The organism is Pseudomonas sp. FYR_7 (genome assembly GCF_043106155.1).
Taxonomy (GTDB): Bacteria; Pseudomonadota; Gammaproteobacteria; order Pseudomonadales; family Pseudomonadaceae; genus Aquipseudomonas; species Aquipseudomonas parafulva_B.
In genome coordinates this window covers 21,950-40,392 of the sequence record NZ_JBICMI010000018.1, presented here as the reverse complement: position 1 = coordinate 40,392, position 18,443 = coordinate 21,950, and the positions used below count along the sequence as shown (strand labels likewise).

The 18,443-nt window shown below is 63.0% G+C and carries 20 protein-coding genes; 11 read left to right on the top strand and 9 right to left on the bottom strand.

All coding sequences use genetic code 11. From position 1 onward, the window contains the following. Positions 1-146: 146 nt before the first annotated feature. The gene (erdR, locus tag ACF8R3_RS04475) at positions 147-797 is read left to right on the top strand and encodes a response regulator transcription factor ErdR (protein WP_058605331.1); all 651 of its coding nucleotides are present in this window, start codon (positions 147-149) and stop codon (positions 795-797) included. Positions 798-870: 73 nt separating this feature from the next. Then, positions 871-1,239, top strand: coding sequence for a diacylglycerol kinase (locus ACF8R3_RS04470; protein WP_058605332.1), 369 nt, complete (start codon positions 871-873; stop codon positions 1,237-1,239). Positions 1,240-1,271: 32 nt separating this feature from the next. On the opposite strand, the gene ACF8R3_RS04465 is transcribed toward ACF8R3_RS04470, so the two are convergent. Continuing rightward, on the bottom strand, positions 1,272-2,198 hold the full coding sequence (locus ACF8R3_RS04465; protein ID WP_058639504.1) for a LysR family transcriptional regulator: 927 nt from the start codon (positions 2,196-2,198) through the stop codon (positions 1,272-1,274). 121 nt (positions 2,199-2,319) lie between these two features. Between ACF8R3_RS04465 and fpr the strand changes: the two genes are divergently transcribed. After that, complete coding sequence (fpr, locus tag ACF8R3_RS04460; RefSeq protein WP_028635022.1) at positions 2,320-3,099, top strand: ferredoxin-NADP reductase; 780 nt, start codon at positions 2,320-2,322, stop codon at positions 3,097-3,099. Positions 3,100-3,180: 81 nt separating this feature from the next. On the opposite strand, the gene ACF8R3_RS04455 is transcribed toward fpr, so the two are convergent. Then, positions 3,181-3,687, bottom strand: a complete 507-nt coding sequence (locus tag ACF8R3_RS04455; protein WP_256674258.1) for a SprT family zinc-dependent metalloprotease — start codon at positions 3,685-3,687, stop codon at positions 3,181-3,183. A gap of 168 nt (positions 3,688-3,855) precedes the next feature. Between ACF8R3_RS04455 and ttcA the strand changes: the two genes are divergently transcribed. After that, positions 3,856-4,680 (top strand): tRNA 2-thiocytidine(32) synthetase TtcA, encoded by an 825-nt coding sequence (ttcA, locus tag ACF8R3_RS04450; RefSeq protein WP_023534071.1) that lies wholly within the window; start codon positions 3,856-3,858, stop codon positions 4,678-4,680. A gap of 3 nt (positions 4,681-4,683) precedes the next feature. Continuing rightward, a complete protein-coding gene (locus ACF8R3_RS04445; RefSeq protein ID WP_078478973.1) occupies positions 4,684-5,355 on the top strand; it encodes a DNA-3-methyladenine glycosylase I in 672 nt (223 codons plus the stop codon). Positions 5,356-5,381: 26 nt separating this feature from the next. On the opposite strand, the gene ACF8R3_RS04440 is transcribed toward ACF8R3_RS04445, so the two are convergent. The 3 genes from ACF8R3_RS04440 to arsC are packed head-to-tail and all read right to left on the bottom strand — an operon-like array spanning position 5,382 to position 6,743. Continuing rightward, positions 5,382-5,795 (bottom strand): DUF2069 domain-containing protein, encoded by a 414-nt coding sequence (locus ACF8R3_RS04440; RefSeq protein WP_058639501.1) that lies wholly within the window; start codon positions 5,793-5,795, stop codon positions 5,382-5,384. Beyond that, on the bottom strand, positions 5,788-6,393 hold the full coding sequence (wrbA, locus tag ACF8R3_RS04435) for an NAD(P)H:quinone oxidoreductase (protein WP_058639500.1): 606 nt from the start codon (positions 6,391-6,393) through the stop codon (positions 5,788-5,790). The genes ACF8R3_RS04440 and wrbA overlap by 8 nt, the downstream gene beginning before the upstream one ends. Continuing rightward, positions 6,390-6,743, bottom strand: a complete 354-nt coding sequence (gene arsC / locus ACF8R3_RS04430; protein WP_058639499.1) for an arsenate reductase (glutaredoxin) — start codon at positions 6,741-6,743, stop codon at positions 6,390-6,392. The genes wrbA and arsC overlap by 4 nt, the downstream gene beginning before the upstream one ends. A gap of 85 nt (positions 6,744-6,828) precedes the next feature. Between arsC and ACF8R3_RS04425 the strand changes: the two genes are divergently transcribed. After that, a complete protein-coding gene (locus ACF8R3_RS04425) occupies positions 6,829-7,293 on the top strand; it encodes a TlpA disulfide reductase family protein (RefSeq protein WP_058639498.1) in 465 nt (154 codons plus the stop codon). A 70-nt stretch (positions 7,294-7,363) separates the two neighbouring features. Here ACF8R3_RS04425 and ACF8R3_RS04420 read toward each other — a convergent pair whose 3' ends face one another. Genes ACF8R3_RS04420 through ACF8R3_RS04405 form a run of 4 tightly spaced genes read right to left on the bottom strand, consistent with a single transcriptional unit; the run spans position 7,364 to position 12,029 of the window. Continuing rightward, positions 7,364-7,768 (bottom strand): META domain-containing protein, encoded by a 405-nt coding sequence (locus ACF8R3_RS04420; RefSeq protein ID WP_058605340.1) that lies wholly within the window; start codon positions 7,766-7,768, stop codon positions 7,364-7,366. Beyond that, entirely contained in the window at positions 7,765-8,202 is a 438-nt protein-coding gene (locus tag ACF8R3_RS04415) for a hypothetical protein (protein WP_078478972.1), read from the bottom strand. Before ACF8R3_RS04415 ends, ACF8R3_RS04420 begins: the two co-directional genes overlap by 4 nt. A 31-nt stretch (positions 8,203-8,233) precedes the next feature. Beyond that, the gene (locus ACF8R3_RS04410) at positions 8,234-9,223 is read right to left on the bottom strand and encodes a 2-hydroxyacid dehydrogenase (protein ID WP_078478971.1); all 990 of its coding nucleotides are present in this window, start codon (positions 9,221-9,223) and stop codon (positions 8,234-8,236) included. 49 nt (positions 9,224-9,272) lie between these two features. After that, complete coding sequence (locus ACF8R3_RS04405; RefSeq protein ID WP_145256163.1) at positions 9,273-12,029, bottom strand: response regulator; 2,757 nt, start codon at positions 12,027-12,029, stop codon at positions 9,273-9,275. Positions 12,030-12,287: 258 nt separating this feature from the next. Between ACF8R3_RS04405 and cysM the strand changes: the two genes are divergently transcribed. From cysM to ACF8R3_RS04380, 5 genes are all read left to right on the top strand, one after another. Then, positions 12,288-13,187, top strand: coding sequence for a cysteine synthase CysM (cysM, locus tag ACF8R3_RS04400; protein ID WP_058605367.1), 900 nt, complete (start codon positions 12,288-12,290; stop codon positions 13,185-13,187). Next, the gene (gene rlmD, locus ACF8R3_RS04395; protein ID WP_392515041.1) at positions 13,188-14,546 is read left to right on the top strand and encodes a 23S rRNA (uracil(1939)-C(5))-methyltransferase RlmD; all 1,359 of its coding nucleotides are present in this window, start codon (positions 13,188-13,190) and stop codon (positions 14,544-14,546) included. Between the two features lie 96 nt (positions 14,547-14,642). Beyond that, positions 14,643-16,883: a GTP diphosphokinase gene (gene relA, locus ACF8R3_RS04390; RefSeq protein ID WP_058605345.1), complete on the top strand. Its 2,241-nt coding sequence runs from the start codon at positions 14,643-14,645 to the stop codon at positions 16,881-16,883. Between the two features lie 82 nt (positions 16,884-16,965). Beyond that, the gene (gene mazG, locus ACF8R3_RS04385; protein WP_392515039.1) at positions 16,966-17,799 is read left to right on the top strand and encodes a nucleoside triphosphate pyrophosphohydrolase; all 834 of its coding nucleotides are present in this window, start codon (positions 16,966-16,968) and stop codon (positions 17,797-17,799) included. Positions 17,800-17,825: 26 nt separating this feature from the next. Beyond that, positions 17,826-18,365: a DUF2058 domain-containing protein gene (locus tag ACF8R3_RS04380; RefSeq protein ID WP_058639492.1), complete on the top strand. Its 540-nt coding sequence runs from the start codon at positions 17,826-17,828 to the stop codon at positions 18,363-18,365. Positions 18,366-18,443 lie beyond the last annotated feature (78 nt).

The window sequence follows — 18,443 nt, the reverse complement described above, 5'->3', positions numbered from 1 at the left end:
ATAATGACCGGGATGCCGCCAAGGCGGATTGAGCGACTGGCAGGCTGGCTTGACCTATGCCGTCGCCGCTCGGCATCCTTGGCGCCGATTCCCGCCAGTGCGCCCGTGCCGACGGGCCCCTGGTACAGAACAGGATCCTTAGATCGATGGCCACATACGAAATCCTGATTGCCGATGACCACCCGCTGTTTCGCGGTGCACTGCGCCAGGCCGTCACCCTGGGCATGGGCCCGGACGTGCGTCTGGTGGAAGTGGCAAGTATTGCAGAGCTGGAGAACCGCCTGAGCGAAAAGGCAGACTGGGACCTGGTGCTGCTCGACCTGAACATGCCAGGTGCCTACGGTTTTTCCGGCTTGGTCCTGCTGCGCGGGCAGTACCCGCAGATACCGGTGGTGATGGTCTCGGCGCAGGAGGAGGCTGCGGTCGTGGTCAAGTCCCGCGAGTTCGGCGCCAGCGGGTTCATTCCCAAGTCGAGCACCCTCGAAGTGATTCAGGATGCGGTGCGCAAAGTGCTCGATGGCGAAGTGTGGTGGCCACCACAGGCGTTCGAGAAGGTCGATGTGCCTGCTGAAGCGAGGGCTGCCAGCGAAGGGCTCGCCAGCCTGACGCCGCAGCAGTTCCGGGTACTGACGATGGTCTGCGAGGGCTTGCTGAACAAGCAGATCGCCTACGAGCTGAGTGTGTCCGAAGCCACCATCAAGGCCCATGTGACGGCCATTTTCCGCAAGCTGGGTGTGCGCACGCGCACCCAGGCCGCTTTGTTGCTGCAACAACTTGAATCGGTTGCTAGCACCTGATTACCCAGGCCTTCACGCTTTTTTGACCCTTGCCAGCCTAGTCTGCCGGCCCTTTCGTAGCTAAGCGAACCCCATGACGCCATCACCTTTCAAGGGCCAGACTGGTCTGAAACGAATCCTCAACGCCGCGGGCTATTCCCTGGACGGGCTGCGCGCCGCCTTCAAGGGCGAGGCTGCATTCCGCCAGCTGGTACTGCTCAACATCGTGCTGGTGCCTGTTGCCTTCTGGTTGCCGGTAAGCCGTGCGGAGCGGGCGATCATGATCGCGGTGTGCCTGCTTGGCCTGATTGTCGAGCTGTTCAATTCGGCGGTGGAGGCGGCGATCGATCGCATTTCCCTCGAACGCCACCCTTTGTCCAAGAACGCCAAGGACATGGGCAGCGCTGCCCAGTTGGTGTCGTTGTGCATGGTCGCGATCGTGTGGGGCGTGATCCTTCTGTAGGGCTACAACGCGGGGCGCTGCGCCTGCACGGCTCAGGCTATAGGCGGCAGCACGATCTCGTCGCTGCGCGTGACGCCAGCGGTGAAGTGGCGACAGAGTTCCAGAAACTCGCGCATCGCCGAGGTCTGGTATTTCTGCTTGTGCCAGATGAAGTAGAACTGGCGCATCAAGTCCAGCTCGGGTGTTTCCACTGCCACCAGGCTGCCACGGCGAAAGGCATCGCGCAGGGCCAGGCGTGAGATGCATCCGATGCCCAGGCCCGATTCCACGGCGCGCTTGATGGCCTCGGTGTGCTCCAGTTCCAGGCGGATGTCCAGCTGTGCGCGGTGGTGGCGCATGGCCTGGTCGAACGTCAGGCGCGTGCCCGAGCCTTGCTCGCGCAGGATCCACGCCTCACGGGCCAGCGTGGCGATGTCGGCGCGGCCCTGCTTGGCCAGTGCATGTTGGGGGGCGCAGAACACTACCAGTTCATCCGCCACCCAAGGCTGCACCTCAAGGTCCGGATGATTGCAATCACCTTCGATCAGACCCAGGTCAATTTCGTGGTGTGCCACCTGTTGCACGATATGCACAGTATTTTGTACGTGCAGCTTCACCTGGCTTTCGGGGTGTCGCTGCATGAAGCTGCCGATCAGAAGGGTTGCCAGGTAGTTGCCAATGGTGAGCGTGGCGCCCACCACGAGGGAGCCGAACCCTGATTTGCCGTTGAGCAGGTCCTCGATTTCCTTGGCCTGGTCCAGGAGTGCCACGGCTTGTGGCAGCAACTGATGACCCAAGGCGTTGAGGCTCAGGCGCTTGCCCGCCCGGTCGAACAACTGGCAGCTGCTCTGGCGTTCAAGCTCGGTGATGGAGGTGCTGGCAGCCGATTGCGACAGCGCAAGCACACTTGCAGCGCGTGAAACGCTCTGGTGCTGGGCGACGGCCACGAAGACCTGAAGTTGACGTAGTGTGAATCGCATATCGATATAACCGATAACACATATCTTGATAATCCAGTTAACAGATATTGTCGCTGCCCCTAAACTATCGCGCAACTCTGCGCCTTTTGCGCGCTGCGACTTTCTTCAGGAGCCCCATTAGATGAGCAACATGAACCACGAACGTGTCCTCAGTGTGCACCACTGGAACGACACGCTGTTCAGCTTCAAGTGCACCCGTGATCCGGGGCTGCGCTTCGAGAACGGTCAGTTCGTGATGATCGGCCTGCAGCAGGACTCCGGCCGTCCGCTCATGCGCGCCTACTCCATCGCTTCGCCGAACTGGGAAGAACACCTGGAGTTCTTCAGCATCAAGGTGCCCGACGGCCCGCTGACCTCGCAGCTGCAGCACCTGAAGGAAGGCGATGAGATCATCATCAGCAAGAAGCCTACCGGTACGCTGGTGCTCGACGACCTCAACCCCGGCAAGCACTTGTACCTGCTCAGCACCGGTACTGGCCTGGCGCCGTTCATGAGTGTGATCCAGGACCCGGAAACCTACGAGCGTTTCGAGAAGGTGATCCTGGTCCACGGCGTGCGCTACGTGAACGAAGTGGCTTACCGCGAGTTCATCACCGAGCACCTGCCGCAGAACGAATTCTTCGGCGAAGCCGTACGCGAAAAGCTGATCTATTACCCGACCGTCACCCGCGAGCCTTTCGAGAACCAGGGCCGCCTGACCGACCTGATGCGCAGCGGCAAGTTGTTCAGCGACATCGGCCTGCCGCCGATCAACCCGCAGGATGACCGCGCGATGATTTGCGGCAGCCCGAGCATGCTCGATGAGACCAGCGAAGTGCTGGACAGCTTCGGCCTGAAAATCTCCCCACGCATGCGCGAGCCGGGCGATTACCTGATCGAGCGGGCGTTCGTCGAGAAATAAAGACGCGCCCAGCATGACCAGACGATCCGTTGACCCCACGTCAACGGATCGTTTTTTTTGCCTGTTTCGTGACCAAGCCCGCTATTCGACCCGCGTCTGGCCGCTGTAGACCAGCAGTTGCCTGCAACGTTTGCACAGGTACCGCCGGCCTTGGCCCACCAATGCGTGCCGCTGCGCCGTGAACGCAAACTCACTTTGCGGACAGGGGCAGCGGTAGAGGTAGCGGGTCACCGCGCGGCGCTTGACGGCGTAGTTGTGGCAGCGCGCCGGCGGCAGTTCGTAGACGCCGCGCATGATCAACTGCCACTCCTGGCCGTGGGCCTGGATACCGTCACCAAAGACCTGGTGAGCGACCAGGTGGGCGACCTCGTGCGCTACGGTCTGGCGCAGGAAGTCTTCGTGGTTCTCGCGGTATAGCTGCAGGTTGAAACGCAGCTTGTTTTCGTGCAGGTGGGCCACCCCGGCTTTTTGCCCGCGCAGCTTGAAACTGACCTGCGGGCGGGGGAAGGCGCGATCAAAAAAGCGCTCGGCCTGCTGATAGCAGATTTCGACGCGTTGGATGAGCAGTTCGGGCATGGGGCAATGAATCCTCTGGCGGCCATTATGCCGCAGCGGCCGTGCACTCACCCAGCCATTGGTCACACGATGGGTTATTTGAGCGTGATCGCCCTGAAGTCTTTGTCGGAATGCCTACAGCCCTGCTGCAATTGTGCGTAAAATAGCCGGCTTTTGTCACACCTCGCGGATTCAAGCGCTATGGGCACCCTTTCGGTCAACCAGAACAAATTGCAAAAACGCCTGCGTCGTCTCGCTGGCGAAGCCATCACCGACTACAACATGATCGAGGATGGCGACAAGGTCATGGTCTGCCTGTCCGGCGGCAAGGACAGCTACACCATGCTCGATGTTCTGTTGCACCTGCAGAAGGTGGCGCCGATCTCGTTCCAGATCGTGGCGGTGAACATGGACCAGAAGCAGCCAGGCTTTCCGGAGCACGTGCTGCCGGCCTACCTCAAGGAACTGGGTGTCGAGTACCACATCGTCGAAAAGGACACCTACTCGGTGGTCAAGGAACTGGTCCCGGAAGGCAAGACCACCTGCTCGCTCTGCTCGCGCCTACGCCGCGGCACCTTGTACACCTTCGCTGATGAAATCGGTGCCACCAAGATGGCCCTGGGTCATCACCGTGACGACATCGTCGAAACATTCTTCCTCAACATGTTCTTCAACGGTGCCCTCAAAGGCATGCCGCCAAAACTGCGCGCCGACGACGGCCGTAACGTGGTGATCCGTCCGCTGGCCTACTGCAGCGAGAAGGATATCCAGGCGTACTCGGACATGAAGGCGTTCCCGATCATCCCCTGCAACCTGTGCGGCTCGCAGGAAAACCTGCAGCGTCAGGTGGTCAAGGACATGCTGGTCGAATGGGAGCGCAAGCACCCAGGCCGGACCGAAAGCATTTTCCGCGCTTTGCAGAATGTCGCACCGTCGCAGCTGGCCGACCGCAACCTCTTCGATTTCACCAGCCTGACGATCGATGAAAACGCCACCCCGCGCTTTCTTGACGTGGTGAACATCTGACCCATGCGTGACTATCAGTGGCTGCACGAGTTCTGCCTGAACCGCTTCGGCTCTGCCCGCGCCCTGGAGGCGGCCCTGCCGCAACCTCGCAGCTCGGAGCAGCTACGGGCGACCAGCGCTGATCGCTACTTGTCGACCCTTGCCCTGCGCGTATTTCGCGCCGGGCTCAAGCACAGCCTGGTGGACGCCAAGTGGCCGGCGTTCGAGCAGGTGTTCTTCGGCTTCGACCCGGAAAAGGTCGTGCTGATGAGTGCCGAGCACCTTGAGCGGCTGATGCAGGACACCCGCATCATCCGGCACCTGGGCAAGCTCAAGAGCGTGCCACGCAACGCCCAGATGGTGCTGGATATCGAAAAGCAGTGGGGCAGCTTCGGGAACTTCATCGCCGATTGGCCAGTAACCGATATCGTGGGTTTATGGAAATACCTGACCAAGCACGGTAATCAGTTGGGCGGTTTGTCCGCGCCGCGTTTCCTGCGCATGGTCGGCAAGGACACCTTCGTGCCGACCGACGATATGGCGGCAGCGCTGATCGCGCAAAAGGTCATCGACAAGAAGCCCACCAGCCAGCGCGACCTGGCCCTGGTGCAGGACGCCTTCAACCAGTGGCACGAACAAAGCGGCCGACCGTTGTGCCAGCTGTCGGTCATGCTGGCCCATACCGTCAATCACTGAGCCGGCGGGGGCGGGCCCGCCCCCCATCAGTTGCCTTCGCCGGCCAGGCGCCTTTGGTACTGGAACTTCCAGCGCACATACAGCAGCGCGGCCGTGAACAGCCCCAGGCTGACCAACAGCTCAAGCCAGCCAAACAGAGCCCGCGCAGGATCGAACGCTGCCACCACCCCCTTGATGAAGTAGATGTTGACCACGAAACAGGCCCAGGCATGAGCGCGGGCGCTGGCGCTGACCATGCCTGGCAGTACCAGCAGCAGTGGCAGCAGTTCGATGGCCAGGATCACGCTCACCCGCGCGCCATGCAGATTGGCGAACCACAGGTTGTTCACCACCAGCAGCGCGATCAAGCCCAGCACGAACGCCAAGCTCAGCGCCCGGGTCACCCGTACCCGAGGTGCTAGCCATGCCTGCGCAGGCAGCGGTTTTCGCGCCTTAGCCACGCGTGGTCTCCAAGGCTTTGGCCGTGGTTGCCAGGCGCTGCCCCAGGGCGCGGCACAAAGCGATTTCGTGCTCATCGAGGTCGCGCTTGCCATCGGCGCCGGCGTGGTGGCTCGCCCCGTAGGGTGTGCCGCCGCCACGGGTCTCGATCAGGGCTGACTCGCTATAGGGCAGGCCCAGTACCAGCATGCCGTGGTGCAGCAGGGGCAGCATCATCGACAGCAGGGTGCTCTCCTGACCACCGTGCAGGCTGGCGGTGGAGGTGAACACACCGGCGGGCTTGCCCACCAGCTCGCCGCCCAGCCACAAGGGGCTGGTACCGTCCAGGAAGTACTTGAGCGCAGCGGCCATGTTGCCGAAGCGGGTAGGGCTGCCCAGGGCCAGCCCCGAGCAGTGGCGCAGGTCGTCGAGGGTGGCGTAGGGCGCGCCACTGGCCGGCACGTCGGGCGCGACCGCCTCGCATTCGCTGGACACGGCCGGTACGGTGCGCAGGCGTGCTTCCATGCCGCCCAGTTCGATGCCACGGGCGATGTGCCGGGCCATCTCGCTGGTCGAGCCATGGCGGCTGTAGTAGAGCACCAGGATATAGGGTTCGCTCACGGCAGGATCTCCAGGATATTTTCGGGTGGGCGGCCGATCACGGCCTTGTCGCCGGCTACCAGGATTGGCCGCTCGATCAGCTTGGGGTGGGTCGCCATGGCGTCGATCAGCTGGGCGTCGCTGAGTGTCGGATCGGCCAGATTGAGTTGAGCGTAGTCGTCCTCGCCCGTACGCAACAGTTGACGGGGCGGGATGCCCAGCTTGTCCAGCAGCACCTTGAGCGTGGCGACATCGGGGGGCGTTTCCAGGTAGCGCACCACGGTAGGCGCCAGGCCGCGGGCCTCGAGCAGTTCCAGCGCGCCGCGGGATTTGGAGCAGCGCGGGTTATGATAGAGCGTCAGGTCAGTCATGTGGGGTCGCATCCAGCAAGGTGTGACCGGTATTCTAACCGCAGCGACTGACCCATTTGCTCTAAAACTCGAGAAGGATTGACCCATGGCAAGGCGTCTGGCAGCAGTAATGGCCATCACCGCGAGCCTGTTGCTCGGTGGTTGCGGTGCCGATTATGGCGTGGACCAGCACGGCAACACGGTAAAGGCCGAACAGGTAGACGGGCACTGGCTGGTGCTCAACTACTGGGCGGAGTGGTGCGGGCCGTGCCGTACCGAAATTCCCGAGCTCAATGCGGCTGCCAAGCAATGGGCCGCTGACGGCATCAAGGTGGTGGGGGTGAATTTCGATGGCCTGCAAGGCGCGGACCTCAAGCAGGCGGCCGATACGTTGGGCATCGATTTCACCGTGCTGGCCCAGGACCCCGCCGAGCGCTATGACCTGCCCCGCAGCGAGGCGCTGCCGGTGACCTACATCATTGATGACAAGGGCAAGGTGCGTGAGCAATTGCTCGGTGAGCAGACGCTCGAAGGCTTGAAGGCCAAGATCAAGGCCCTGAAACAGGGGTGACGCTGGCACGGCCTGAGCGAACGGGGCGCTGACCTGTCAAGCCAGGCCCCGCGGGCAACAGCCCGCCCGCTCAGCCCTCTTCAGGCCACAGGCGCAGCGGCTTGCCGTCGGTGGGCCACAAGCGCAATTGCTGATCCGGCGCCAGGTCCCAGCGGGTGACTTTGCCAAGGGCCTGCAGGAAGCGTTTTTCCTGTTCCATCAAAGCCGGTGCACACAGCTTGCGGGTGCTGCCGACGCTACCAAAACTCAAGCGCTCGCCATCGAGGGTGTAGGCCGCGAACCAGTGATTGCAGCCGGCATTGCCATAGGCGCGCCCGTCGCTGCCCAAGGTCATGCTCAAGTGGCTGTTGTCGATCAGGGGGCGCTCGCCGATCCACTCCAGTACGTAGCTGCGGTCTTGCTGCAGGTCCGAAGGGGCGGTCGCGCAGCCAAGCAGGCCGGTGGCAATCAGTGCGCTGGTAAGCAGGTTTTTCATTGTGCAGGCTCCTGGCAACGGGGGCAGAGGTGCCGGGCGTCCTGGCTTGCCCAGCCCAGTTCGGCGATGCGGGCGCTGGCTGCAGGCTGACGCGCTGCCTTGCCCAGCTTGGCATCGACCGCAAATTCGAAGTCCAGTACCGCATCGCAGCTGTCGCACGCCACTTGCCAGGCCAGGATCTCCAGTTCATGGAAGACTGGCCCGTTGGCCACGGCAACCCACTGTCCGCGCGGGTTGATCAGGTGGCGGACGCTGTCCACGGTCAGGCGCATGGCCAAGTCCTTGCTGCCCTTGAGAGTGACCAGCAGGGTGTCGCCCTTGTGCATCGAGCCACCGTTGCCTGTAACCTGGTAACGGCCGGGCACCAGGGCTCGGCACTCGATCAGCGTGTGCTGCGGGTTGAAGAGGGTGTAGCGAAAATCGTGTTCGACCATGGGTCCTCCCTAAATGCCGCGTATCCTAGCATTAACCGGTCACCAGGTTCTGCGCCCTGCCTGCCGCCCAGCAAGCAATGTTCTCAAGCGTCGTCTGGGCAATGGCCTGCAAGGCCTCATGGGTGAGGAAGGCTTGATGGGCCGTGACGATCACATTCGGGAATGTCAGCAGGCGCGCCAGCACATCGTCCTGCAGGGGCAGGTCCGAACGGTCTTCGAAGAACACTTTGGCTTCTTCTTCGTAAACGTCCAGGCCCAGGTAGCCCAGCTGGCCGCTCTTGAGCGCATCGAGCAGTGCCGGCGTATCGACCAGCGCCCCGCGTCCGGTGTTGATGAGCATGGCGCCAGGTTGCAGGTGGACCAGGCTCTGGGCATTGATCAGGTGCCGGGTGCCTGGCGTCAACGGGCAGTGCAGGCTGATGATGCGTGCCTGGCTCAGCAACGCTGGCAAACTCATGTAGCGCGCGCCCAAGGCCTCGAGCTGCGGGTCGGGGCAGGGGTCGTAGGCCAGCAGTTGGCAGCCGAAGCCGGCCATGATGCGTGCGAAGGCCGCGCCGATCTGGCCGGTGCCGACGACCCCGACAGTCTTGCCATGCAAGTCGAAACCGGTCAGCCCGTGCAAGGTGAAATCGCCTTCACGCGTGCGGTTGTAGGCCCGGTGCAAGCGCCGATTGAGCGCCAGTATCAGTGCCACGGCGTGCTCGGCCACGGCTTGGGGCGAATAGGCCGGTACCCGCACCACATCTATTCCCAGTCGCTGGGCCGCAGCCAGGTCGACATGGTTGTACCCGGCTGAACGCAAGGCCACCAGGCGCGTACCACCGCGCGCCAGGCATTGCAGCACCGCCGCGTCGAGCTCGTCGTTGATGAACGCGCAGACGACCTCGTAGTCCTGGGCCAGCGGCGCGGTATCGGCCGTAAGACGCGCGGACTGAAAATGCAGTGCCACGCCGCCGCCCACGGCGGCCTGGGTGAAACTCTCCTGGTCATAGTGCTGACTGCTGAACAGCAGGGCGCGCATGGTGGCTCCTTGTGCATAGGCACTGGGTCAGTGGAAAGGGCGGCTGCCCTCAAATACTCAGCCTGGCCTCGGCTGCCAGCCGGCTGATCGCGTTGTCCAGTTCATCGAGCGCCTCCCCAGCCAAGGGGCTGTCCTGCTTGAGCAGGGTCTCGCTGCGTTGGCACGCGGCACGCAGCTGAGGCACGCCGCAATAGCGAGAAGCGCCGTTGAGCCGGTGCACCTGCTCGATGAGCGTACGACGGTCATGCGCTTGACGTGCATCCCGAATAGCGGCGCGGTCATCTTCCAGCGAGGCCAGCAACATGCTCAGCATGTCGGCGGCCAGATCGGCTTTGCCTGCCGCCAGGCGCAGGCCTTCGTCATGGTCGAGCACCTTCAACTCGTCAGGCCCAGTGGGCAGGCTCGCCGGCATCTGCGGCGACAAGCCAAGGCTCAGCCCAGTCCACTTCATCACCACCTGTGCCAGTTGCCGCTCGCTGATCGGCTTGGTCAGGTAGTCGTCCATGCCGCCATGGAGCAAGGCGCGTTTTTCATTGGCCATTGCGTGGGCGGTCAGTGCAACGATTGGCAACGGGTTGCCGCTCTGGGTGTTTTCCCAGCGGCGAATTTGCTCGGTGCAGGCGCGTCCGTCCATGCCGGGCATCTGCACGTCCATCAGTACCAGGTCGAACGGTTCGCTCTGCACGGCCTGTACCGCCGCGTAACCATTGTCGACAGCCGTCACCCGGGCGCCCAGGTCCTCCAGCAGAGTCTGCACCAGCAAGAGGTTGGCCGCGTTGTCATCCACGCACAGCACCTTGGGCTGGCGCTGCTGGCCCACCATGGCGCTGACCTCGCCCTGCAACCGGCGGGGCTGGACCATTTCCAGCAGCAGGCGGCGCAGCTTGCGCGTGCACGATGGCTTGGACAGCAGTTGGCCGTGGCCATTGGACAGGTAAGGGTGATAGAGCGCCTGCTCGGTCGTGGGGCACAGCACCACGCACTGGCAATGATGCCGCTCCAGGTGCTGGTAATACTGACCCAGCTGTTCGGGTGCCAGGGAGCCTACGTTGGCGCCCAGCACGGCGAAGTCGAACGGCTGCCCCGCCTGGCTGGCAGCTTGCACCGCCTGCAGCAGTTGCTCGTAGGAGGTAAAGACACAGACGCTCAAACCGCAGTCCTGCAACTGGTGCTCCAGGGCCTGCCGCGCCAGTGCATGGCCATCGACGATGGCGGCGCGACGGCCGAGCAAGGGCTGCAGAGGCAGCTCCTCGGCATCGTCGTGCGCCTTGGGCAGGTTGAGGCTGATCCAGAACTGCGAACCTTCGCCAGGGGTGCTATCGACGCCGATTTCGCCGCCCATCTGCTCGATCAGGCGCTTGGAGATCACCAGCCCCAGGCCGGTGCCGCCTGGCTGGCGGGCCAAGGAGTTGTCAGCCTGGCTGAAAGCCTGGAACAGCGTGCGTACATCTTGAGGCGACAGGCCAATGCCGGTGTCCTGGACACTGATGCGCAACTGGGCGCTGTCCTCGTGCTCGTCTTCGAGCATGGCGCGCACGACGATGGTGCCTTCGCGGGTGAACTTGATCGCGTTGCTGACCAGGTTGGTGAGGATCTGCTTGAGGCGCAGCGGGTCACCGATCAGCGAGGAGGGCGTATCGCGGTAGATCAGGCACAGCAGCTCAAGCTGCTTGGCATGGGCGGCCGGTGCCAGGATGGTCAGGGTGTCCTGGATCAGGTCGCGCAGGTTGAAGGGGATGCTGTCGAGCACCAGCTTGCCTGCTTCTATCTTTGAGAAATCGAGGATCTCGTTGATGATCCCGAGCAAATTGTCGGCTGACTTCTCGATGGTGTTCAGGTAGTCCACCTGGCGGGGCATCAGCTCGCTTTTCTGCAGCAGGTGGGTAAAGCCCAGAATGCCGTTGAGCGGCGTGCGGATTTCATGGCTCATGTTGGCCAAAAATTCCGACTTGATGCGGCTGGCTTCCAGGGCTTCCTTGCGGGCCATGTCCAGCTCGATGTTCTGGATTTCGATGGTTTCCAGGTTCTGCCGGACATCCTCGGTGGCCTGGTCGATGCTGTGCTGCAGCTCTTCGTGGGCACTGTGCAGGGTCTCGGCCATGCGGTTGATGCCGCGGGCCAGTTCGTCCAGCTCGTGACTGCCCATGGCCGGCAGGCGTTCCTCGAGGTGGCCGTCCTTGAGCTGGTTGACCGCATGCTTGATGCGCTCGATCGGCGTGTTGATGGCACGGCTCATGCGCAGGGCCAGCAGCCCACTGACCACCAGGCAGGCCAGGATCAGAAGCAGCGTGGTGAACAGGTTGCGGTAGCCGCGCAGCAAGGTGCCGTCATGGGACAGCTCGATTTCCACCCAGCCCAGCAAGCGTTCGGCTTCGGCAGGCACGGCATCGGTGGCCAGATCACGGTGGTGGCCGAACACTGGCATCAGGTAACGAGTGGCGTCGTTGCCACTGCGTTGCAGCAACTGGGTACCGCTGCCGCCGCTGGGCGGTTGGTTGAGCATGCTCGGGCCGGCATGGGCCAGCCGACTACGGTCCGGTGTCAGGAAGGCGACCGCGCGTACGTCGGCCTGTTCGAGGGTTTGCGCGGCAATGCGCTCCAGTTGTGCAGGCGCCTTGCGGGCCATGGCCGGGGCTGCCAGCGGCGCCAGCTGCTCGGCCAGCATCTTGCCCCGTTGCAGCAGTTGCGTGCGCAGGTCGCTCTGTTGCAGCCAGGTGAAGTAGCTGCCCAGCACCACTGCCATCAACCCGGCTGGCAGCAGCGCCAGCAACAGCACGCGGCTGCGAATTCCCAAACGATCGAGCACACTCGCCTCCTGTCAATGTGCCTGGATGCCGCCCTGCAAGGCGGCCAAGCGGGGACGTTACTCCCCCTCGCCAGCCATTGCACGCGTTAAGTCCGTACGCAGGTGCAGCACCGGCGGTGGCATGTAGCGCCGTGCATGGGCAAGGCACTGCACGGGCTTTATAGCCTGTAGCTATATGCACCACAGATTGCGTGATATGGCGAAGCGGGGTTTGCCGGTATGATGGGCGCCCCCGCCGTCCGGATTGTGAAAGACACCATGACCTTGCAGTATCCAACCATCGCCGATTGCGTCGGCAATACGCCCCTGGTTCGCCTGCAGCGCCTGGCTGGCCAGACCAGCAATACCTTGCTGCTCAAGCTCGAGGGCAACAATCCTGCCGGCTCGGTCAAGGACCGTCCCGCGCTGTCGATGATCGCCCGTGCCGAATCGCGCGGCCAGATCAAGCCTGGCGATACGCTGATCGAAGCCACCTCCGGCAACACCGGCATCGCGTTGGCCATGGCAGCGGCAATCAAGGGTTACAAGATGATCCTGATCATGCCCGACAACTCCACGGCCGAACGCAAGGCGGCGATGGCAGCCTACGGCGCCGAGCTGATCCTGGTGACCAAGGAAGAGGGCATGGAAGGGGCACGCGATCTGGCTCAGCAGCTGGAAGCCGATGGCCGTGGCGTGGTGCTCGACCAATTCGCCAACGGTGACAACCCGATGGCGCACTACACCAGCACCGGCCCGGAAATCTGGCAGCAGACCCAGGGGCGCGTTACCCACTTCATCAGTTCCATGGGCACCACCGGGACCATCATGGGGTGCTCGCAGTACCTCAAGGAGCAGAATCCGGCGGTGCAGATCGTCGGCTTGCAGCCGATGGAAGGCGCGGCCATTCCGGGTATTCGCCGCTGGCCCCAGCAATACCTGCCAAAAATTTTCGACGCCGCCCGGGTCGATCGCATTGTCGACATGTCCCAGGACGAGGCCGAACAGACCATGCGCAGGCTTGCCCGTGAAGAGGGCATTTTCTGCGGCGTGTCTTCCGGTGGTGCAGTCGCCGCCATGCTGCGCCTGTCCCAGGAAGTGGAAAATGCCACCTTGGTGGCCATCATCTGCGACCGCGGCGACCGTTACCTGTCCACTGGCCTGTTCGATCCGAGCTAAATGTCCAAGAAGAAAACCAACAGCGGCCTGCGCTTTCAGCCAGCCGGTGGCAATCGTAGCCCCCAGATTCCCGTGGGCAAGAAGCAACGCCTGGTCATCGAGCGCCTGTCAGGGGACGGTCGCGGCATTGCGTTTCATGAAGGGCGCACCTGGTTCGTCACTGGCGCCCTGGCAGGCGAAGAGGTCGAGTCGAGGGTGCTCAATGCCCGTGGCAAAGTCGTCGAAGCGCGGCTTGAACGGGTGCTCCAGGCCAGTCCTTCGCGCCGCGAAGCCCCTTGCAAATACTACGGCCAGTGCGGGGGGTGCAACCTTCAACACCTGCCCCATGAGGCTCAGCTAGCGCTCAAGCAGCGCACCCTGGCCGAGCAACTGCAACGGGTGGCCGGTGTGCAGCCCGAGCAATGGGCCGCGCCCTTGACCGGGGCCGCTTTCGGCTACCGTCGCCGCGCCCGTGTGGCCGTGCGCTGGGACCCCAAGACCCGCCAGTTGGCAGTCGGTTTCAGGGCGCAGGCCAGTCAGGACATCGTTGCCATCGATGATTGCCTGGTGCTGGTACAGCCCTTGCAGTCAATCCTGCGTCACTTGCCCACGGTGCTGCGCTCGTTGGCCAAGCCCCAGGCGCTGGGCCATGTGGAGCTGTTCAGCGGCACGGCCGAGGCGGTGCTGGTGCGTCATGTCGCGCCGTTGCCGGCCGAAGATGTTGCACGCTTGCAGGCGTTCTGCGCCGAGGCCAGCGCGCAGTTGTGGCTGCAGGGTGAAGGCGAGCCGCAGCCGGTGGATGCCACCGGGCCGCTGGGTTTCGACCTGGCGCCCTGGCAGCTGCAACTGGCCTGGCGCCCCGGCGACTTCGTGCAGGTCAACGCCCAGGTCAATACCGCCATGATCGAGCAGGCCTTGGCCTGGCTCGCTCCGCAGCCTGAAGAGCGGGTACTGGACCTGTTCTGCGGCCTGGGCAATTTTGCCTTGCCGCTGGCACGGCATGCCCGTGAGGTGGTGGCGGTAGAAGGCGTACAGGCCATGGTCGATCGTGCGGCGGCCAATGCCCGCAGCAACGATGTGCATAACGCGCAGTTTTTTCAGGCCGATTTATCGCAGCCGTTGACGGGCATGGAATGGGCCGCCGAGGGCTTTTCTGCGGTACTCTTGGACCCACCGCGCGACGGTGCATGGGAGGTGGTGCAGGGCATTGCCCGTCTTGGGGCCAAGCGGCTGGTCTATGTATCGTGCAACCCGGCCACGCTGGCGCGAGACGCCCAGGTGCTGGTCGGGCAGGGGTACCGGTTAACAAGGGCCGGGATTCTCGACATGTTTCCTCAAACGGCGCATGTCGAAGCCATGGCGTTATTCGAAGTGGGCTAGCCAGCTGGCCCCTTGGTGCGGCTTCCAGGGAATGGCAGCCGTGCGGTGATTGCCAGTGCACCCGCAGGGTGCGCTGTATGGAAAGGTAAAACAAAGATGGTACAGGTGAGAGTGCACCAGCCGGTCAATACCGACGGCAGTATCAATCTCGAAGCGTGGTTGGACCATGTGGTCAGCGTCGATTCGGCGCTCGACCGCGCAGCGCTCAAAGAGGCCTGCGAGTTTGCCCAGGAAGTCGAGAAGAAGGGCAACCCGGCCAAGCATTCCTGGGCCGATGGTACGTCGAGCTATCAGGCAGGTCTTGAGATTGCCGAGATTCTCGCGGACCTCAAGCTCGACCAGGATTCCCTGGTAGCGGCGGTCATCTACCGCGCTGTGCGAGAAGGCAAGGTCACCCTGGCCGAAGTCAGCCAGCGCTTCGGGCCGGTCGTGTCCAAGCTGATCGATGGCGTGCTGCGCATGGCTGCGATCAGTGCCAGTCTCAGCCCCCGTCAGTCGCTGGTGCTCGGCTCTCAGGCGCAGGTCGAGAACCTGCGCAAGATGCTGGTGGCGATGGTCGACGACGTTCGCGTGGCGTTGATCAAGCTGGCCGAACGCACCTGTGCCATTCGAGCGGTCAAGGCCGCTGATGACGAGAAACGCCTGCGGGTGGCGCGGGAAGTGTTCGACATCTACGCCCCCCTGGCCCACCGTCTGGGTATCGGGCATATCAAGTGGGAACTGGAAGACCTTTCGTTCCGCTACCTCGAGCCCGAACAGTACAAGCAGATCGCCAAGCTGTTGCACGAGCGTCGCCTGGACCGTGAACGCTTTATCAGCGATGTCATGAACCAGTTGCAGAACGAACTGCTGGCCACCGGGGTGAAGGCGGACATCAGTGGCCGCGCCAAACACATCTACTCGATCTGGCGCAAGATGCAGCGCAAGGGCCTGGAATTCAGCCAGATCTACGACGTGCGCGCCGTGCGGGTGCTGGTCCCCGAGATACGCGACTGCTACACCGCCCTGGGTATCGTGCACACCTTGTGGCGTCACATCCCCAAGGAATTCGACGACTACATCGCCAACCCCAAGGAAAACGGCTACCGCTCCCTGCATACGGCGGTAATCGGCCCGGAGGGCAAGGTGCTGGAAGTGCAAATCCGCACCCACGGCATGCACGAGGAAGCGGAGCTTGGCGTCTGCGCCCACTGGCGATACAAGGGCACCGACGTCAAGCCCAGCTCGAACCACTACGAAGAAAAGATTTCCTGGCTGCGCCAGGTGCTGGAGTGGCATGAAGAGCTGGGCGACATCGGGGGCCTGGCCGAGCAACTGCGGGTCGACATCGAGCCCGACCGGGTGTACGTGTTCACCCCGGACGGTCACGCCATCGACCTGCCAAAAGGGGCGACGCCCCTGGACTTCGCCTATCGGGTGCACACCGAGATCGGCCACAACTGCCGGGGCGCCAAGATCAACGGGCGCATCGTGCCGCTCAACTACAGCCTGCAGACCGGCGAGCAGGTCGAAATCATCACCAGCAAGCACGGTAACCCGAGCCGTGACTGGCTGAACTCGAACCTAGGCTATGTCACCACTTCGCGCGCGCGGGCCAAGATCGTGCACTGGTTCAAGCTGCAGGCGCGCGACCAGAACGTTGCCGCCGGCAAGACGCTGCTCGAACGTGAGCTCAGCCGGCTGGGCCTGCCGCAGGTCGACTTCGAGCGCCTGGCCGAGAAGACCAACGTCAAGACGGCCGAGGACATGTTTGCGTCCCTGGGCGCTGGGGACCTGCGCCTGGCGCATCTGGTCAATGCGGCGCAACAGCTGCTCGAGCCTGAGCGCATCGAGCAGATCGAGCTGGTGCCGCGCAAGCCCAGCGGGCCGCGTGGGGGCAAGCGTGGCGACATTCAGATCCAGGGCGTGGGCAACCTGCTGACGCAGATGGCCGGTTGCTGCCAGCCGTTGCCTGGCGATGCCATCGTCGGCTACATCACCCAGGGTCGCGGTGTGAGCATCCACCGCCAGGATTGCGCCTCGGTGTTGCAGCTGGCCGGCAAAGAGCCGGAGCGCATGATCCAGGTCAGCTGGGGGCCGATTCCGGTACAGACTTACCCGGTCGATATCATCATCCGTGCCTATGATCGCCCCGGTTTGCTGCGCGATGTGTCGCAGGTGCTGCTCAACGAGAAGATCAACGTGCTGGCGGTCAATACCCGCTCGAACAAGGAAGACAACACGGCGCTGATGTCGCTGACCATCGAGATCCCCGGTTTGGATGCCCTTGGGCGCTTACTGGGGCGTATCTCGCAGTTGCCGAACATCATCGAGACACGGCGTAATCGTACGCCCTGAATCCCGCGTGCACGATTCGCGGGCATCCCGCCCCTTAGGGGCCGGTTTGCCCGCCAAGCCCGACCGTCAAGGACTTGCCTGAATGACCTACACCCTCCAGGACCTGCTCCACCTCATGGCCCGCTTGCGCGACCCGCAATACGGCTGCCCTTGGGACCTGAAGCAGGACTATGCCAGCATCGTCCCACACACCCTCGAAGAAGCCTACGAGGTGGCGGACACCATCGAGCGCGGCGATTTCGAGGACTTGCAAGGCGAGCTGGGCGATCTGCTGTTCCAGGTGGTCTACTACAGCCAACTTGCCCGGGAGGAGGGCCGTTTCGCGTTCGACGGCGTGGTGGACGGCATCACCCGCAAGCTCATTCGTCGACACCCCCATGTCTTTCCAACCGGGGACCTGTATGCGCCGCTGGAGACGCCCAGCCTGAGCGATGCGCAGGTCAAGTCACGCTGGGAAGAAATCAAGGCGCAGGAGCGGGCGCAGAAAAGCCGTCCAGAACAGCTGTCATTGCTCGACGATGTGCCAACGGCATTGCCTGCCTTGTCCCGGGCGGCCAAACTGCAAAAGCGTGCGGCCACCGTCGGGTTCGACTGGCTCGAGGCCTTGCCGGTTGTGGACAAGGTGCGTGAGGAACTCGACGAAGTGTTGCAGGCCATGGCCGACGGGGACAGCGATGCGCTGGAAGATGAAGTCGGTGACTTGCTGTTCGCGGTAGTCAACCTGGCGCGTCACTTGAAGCATGACCCCGAAAACGCCTTGCGCCGAGCCAATCGTAAGTTCGAGCGACGTTTTCGCTTTATCGAGCAGGCGTTGCGTGACAGCGGCACTGCCATTGAAGACTGTAACCTTGATGCGCTGGACACCCTTTGGGGTGAAGCCAAGCGTCAGGAAAAGAACCTGCCCAGCTGCGGCTGAGCTGTTGCATAAGTGAGTGAACATTCATGAGCCTTTCCCTTCGCGACCAATTGCTCAAAGCCGGGCTGGTCAACCAGAAACAGGTTTCTCAGGCCAACAAGGCTGAAAAGAAACAGAAGCGCCTGGAGCACAAAGGCCAGGTCGAGGTGGACGATACCCAGCAGCGGCTGGCCAAGGAAGCCATGGCCGAAAAGGCCAAGCGTGACCAGGCGCTCAACCGTGAACAGCAGGAAAAAGCCGAGAAGAAGGCACGCGCCGCGCAGATCAAGCAACTGATCGAAGCGACCCGCCTGCCCAAGCTCACGACCGAGGATTACTACAACTTCGTCGACGACAAAAAGGTCAAGCGTATCGCGGTCAATGCCCTGATGCGCAGCAAATTGAGCCATGGTGCGCTGGCGGTGGTGTCCTACGGGGGCGGTTATGAGGTCATTCCCCGCGAGGCGGCCGTCAAGATCCAGGAACGCGACCCGGGCCGGGTATTGCTGCTCAATACCCATGTCGAGGAAGCCGACGACGACGATCCGTATGCGGCGTACAAGATCCCTGACGATCTGATGTGGTAATGCTGCAAGGCCCTGTCTGAACGTCCACCGGGTGGTCAGGGCCGCATTGTGCGGCGATGGGCCGCAAGGCGGCCCCTG

What these genes read in the sequence shown, in the direction of transcription:
- arsC (WP_058639499.1), bottom strand. Translation starts at nt 6,743, where the DNA reads ATGACTGACCTGACGCTCTATCATAACCCGCGCTGCTCCAAATCCCGC.
- ACF8R3_RS04425 (WP_058639498.1), top strand. Translation starts at nt 6,829, where the DNA reads ATGGCAAGGCGTCTGGCAGCAGTAATGGCCATCACCGCGAGCCTGTTG.
- ACF8R3_RS04420 (WP_058605340.1), bottom strand. Translation starts at nt 7,768, where the DNA reads ATGAAAAACCTGCTTACCAGCGCACTGATTGCCACCGGCCTGCTTGGC.
- ACF8R3_RS04445 (WP_078478973.1), top strand. Translation starts at nt 4,684, where the DNA reads ATGCGTGACTATCAGTGGCTGCACGAGTTCTGCCTGAACCGCTTCGGC.
- ACF8R3_RS04415 (WP_078478972.1), bottom strand. Translation starts at nt 8,202, where the DNA reads ATGGTCGAACACGATTTTCGCTACACCCTCTTCAACCCGCAGCACACG.
- cysM (WP_058605367.1), top strand. Translation starts at nt 12,288, where the DNA reads ATGACCTTGCAGTATCCAACCATCGCCGATTGCGTCGGCAATACGCCC.
- fpr (WP_028635022.1), top strand. Translation starts at nt 2,320, where the DNA reads ATGAGCAACATGAACCACGAACGTGTCCTCAGTGTGCACCACTGGAAC.
- erdR (WP_058605331.1), top strand. Translation starts at nt 147, where the DNA reads ATGGCCACATACGAAATCCTGATTGCCGATGACCACCCGCTGTTTCGC.
- ACF8R3_RS04410 (WP_078478971.1), bottom strand. Translation starts at nt 9,223, where the DNA reads ATGCGCGCCCTGCTGTTCAGCAGTCAGCACTATGACCAGGAGAGTTTC.
- rlmD (WP_392515041.1), top strand. Translation starts at nt 13,188, where the DNA reads ATGTCCAAGAAGAAAACCAACAGCGGCCTGCGCTTTCAGCCAGCCGGT.
- ACF8R3_RS04470 (WP_058605332.1), top strand. Translation starts at nt 871, where the DNA reads ATGACGCCATCACCTTTCAAGGGCCAGACTGGTCTGAAACGAATCCTC.
- relA (WP_058605345.1), top strand. Translation starts at nt 14,643, where the DNA reads ATGGTACAGGTGAGAGTGCACCAGCCGGTCAATACCGACGGCAGTATC.
- ACF8R3_RS04465 (WP_058639504.1), bottom strand. Translation starts at nt 2,198, where the DNA reads ATGCGATTCACACTACGTCAACTTCAGGTCTTCGTGGCCGTCGCCCAG.
- ACF8R3_RS04380 (WP_058639492.1), top strand. Translation starts at nt 17,826, where the DNA reads ATGAGCCTTTCCCTTCGCGACCAATTGCTCAAAGCCGGGCTGGTCAAC.
- mazG (WP_392515039.1), top strand. Translation starts at nt 16,966, where the DNA reads ATGACCTACACCCTCCAGGACCTGCTCCACCTCATGGCCCGCTTGCGC.
- ttcA (WP_023534071.1), top strand. Translation starts at nt 3,856, where the DNA reads ATGGGCACCCTTTCGGTCAACCAGAACAAATTGCAAAAACGCCTGCGT.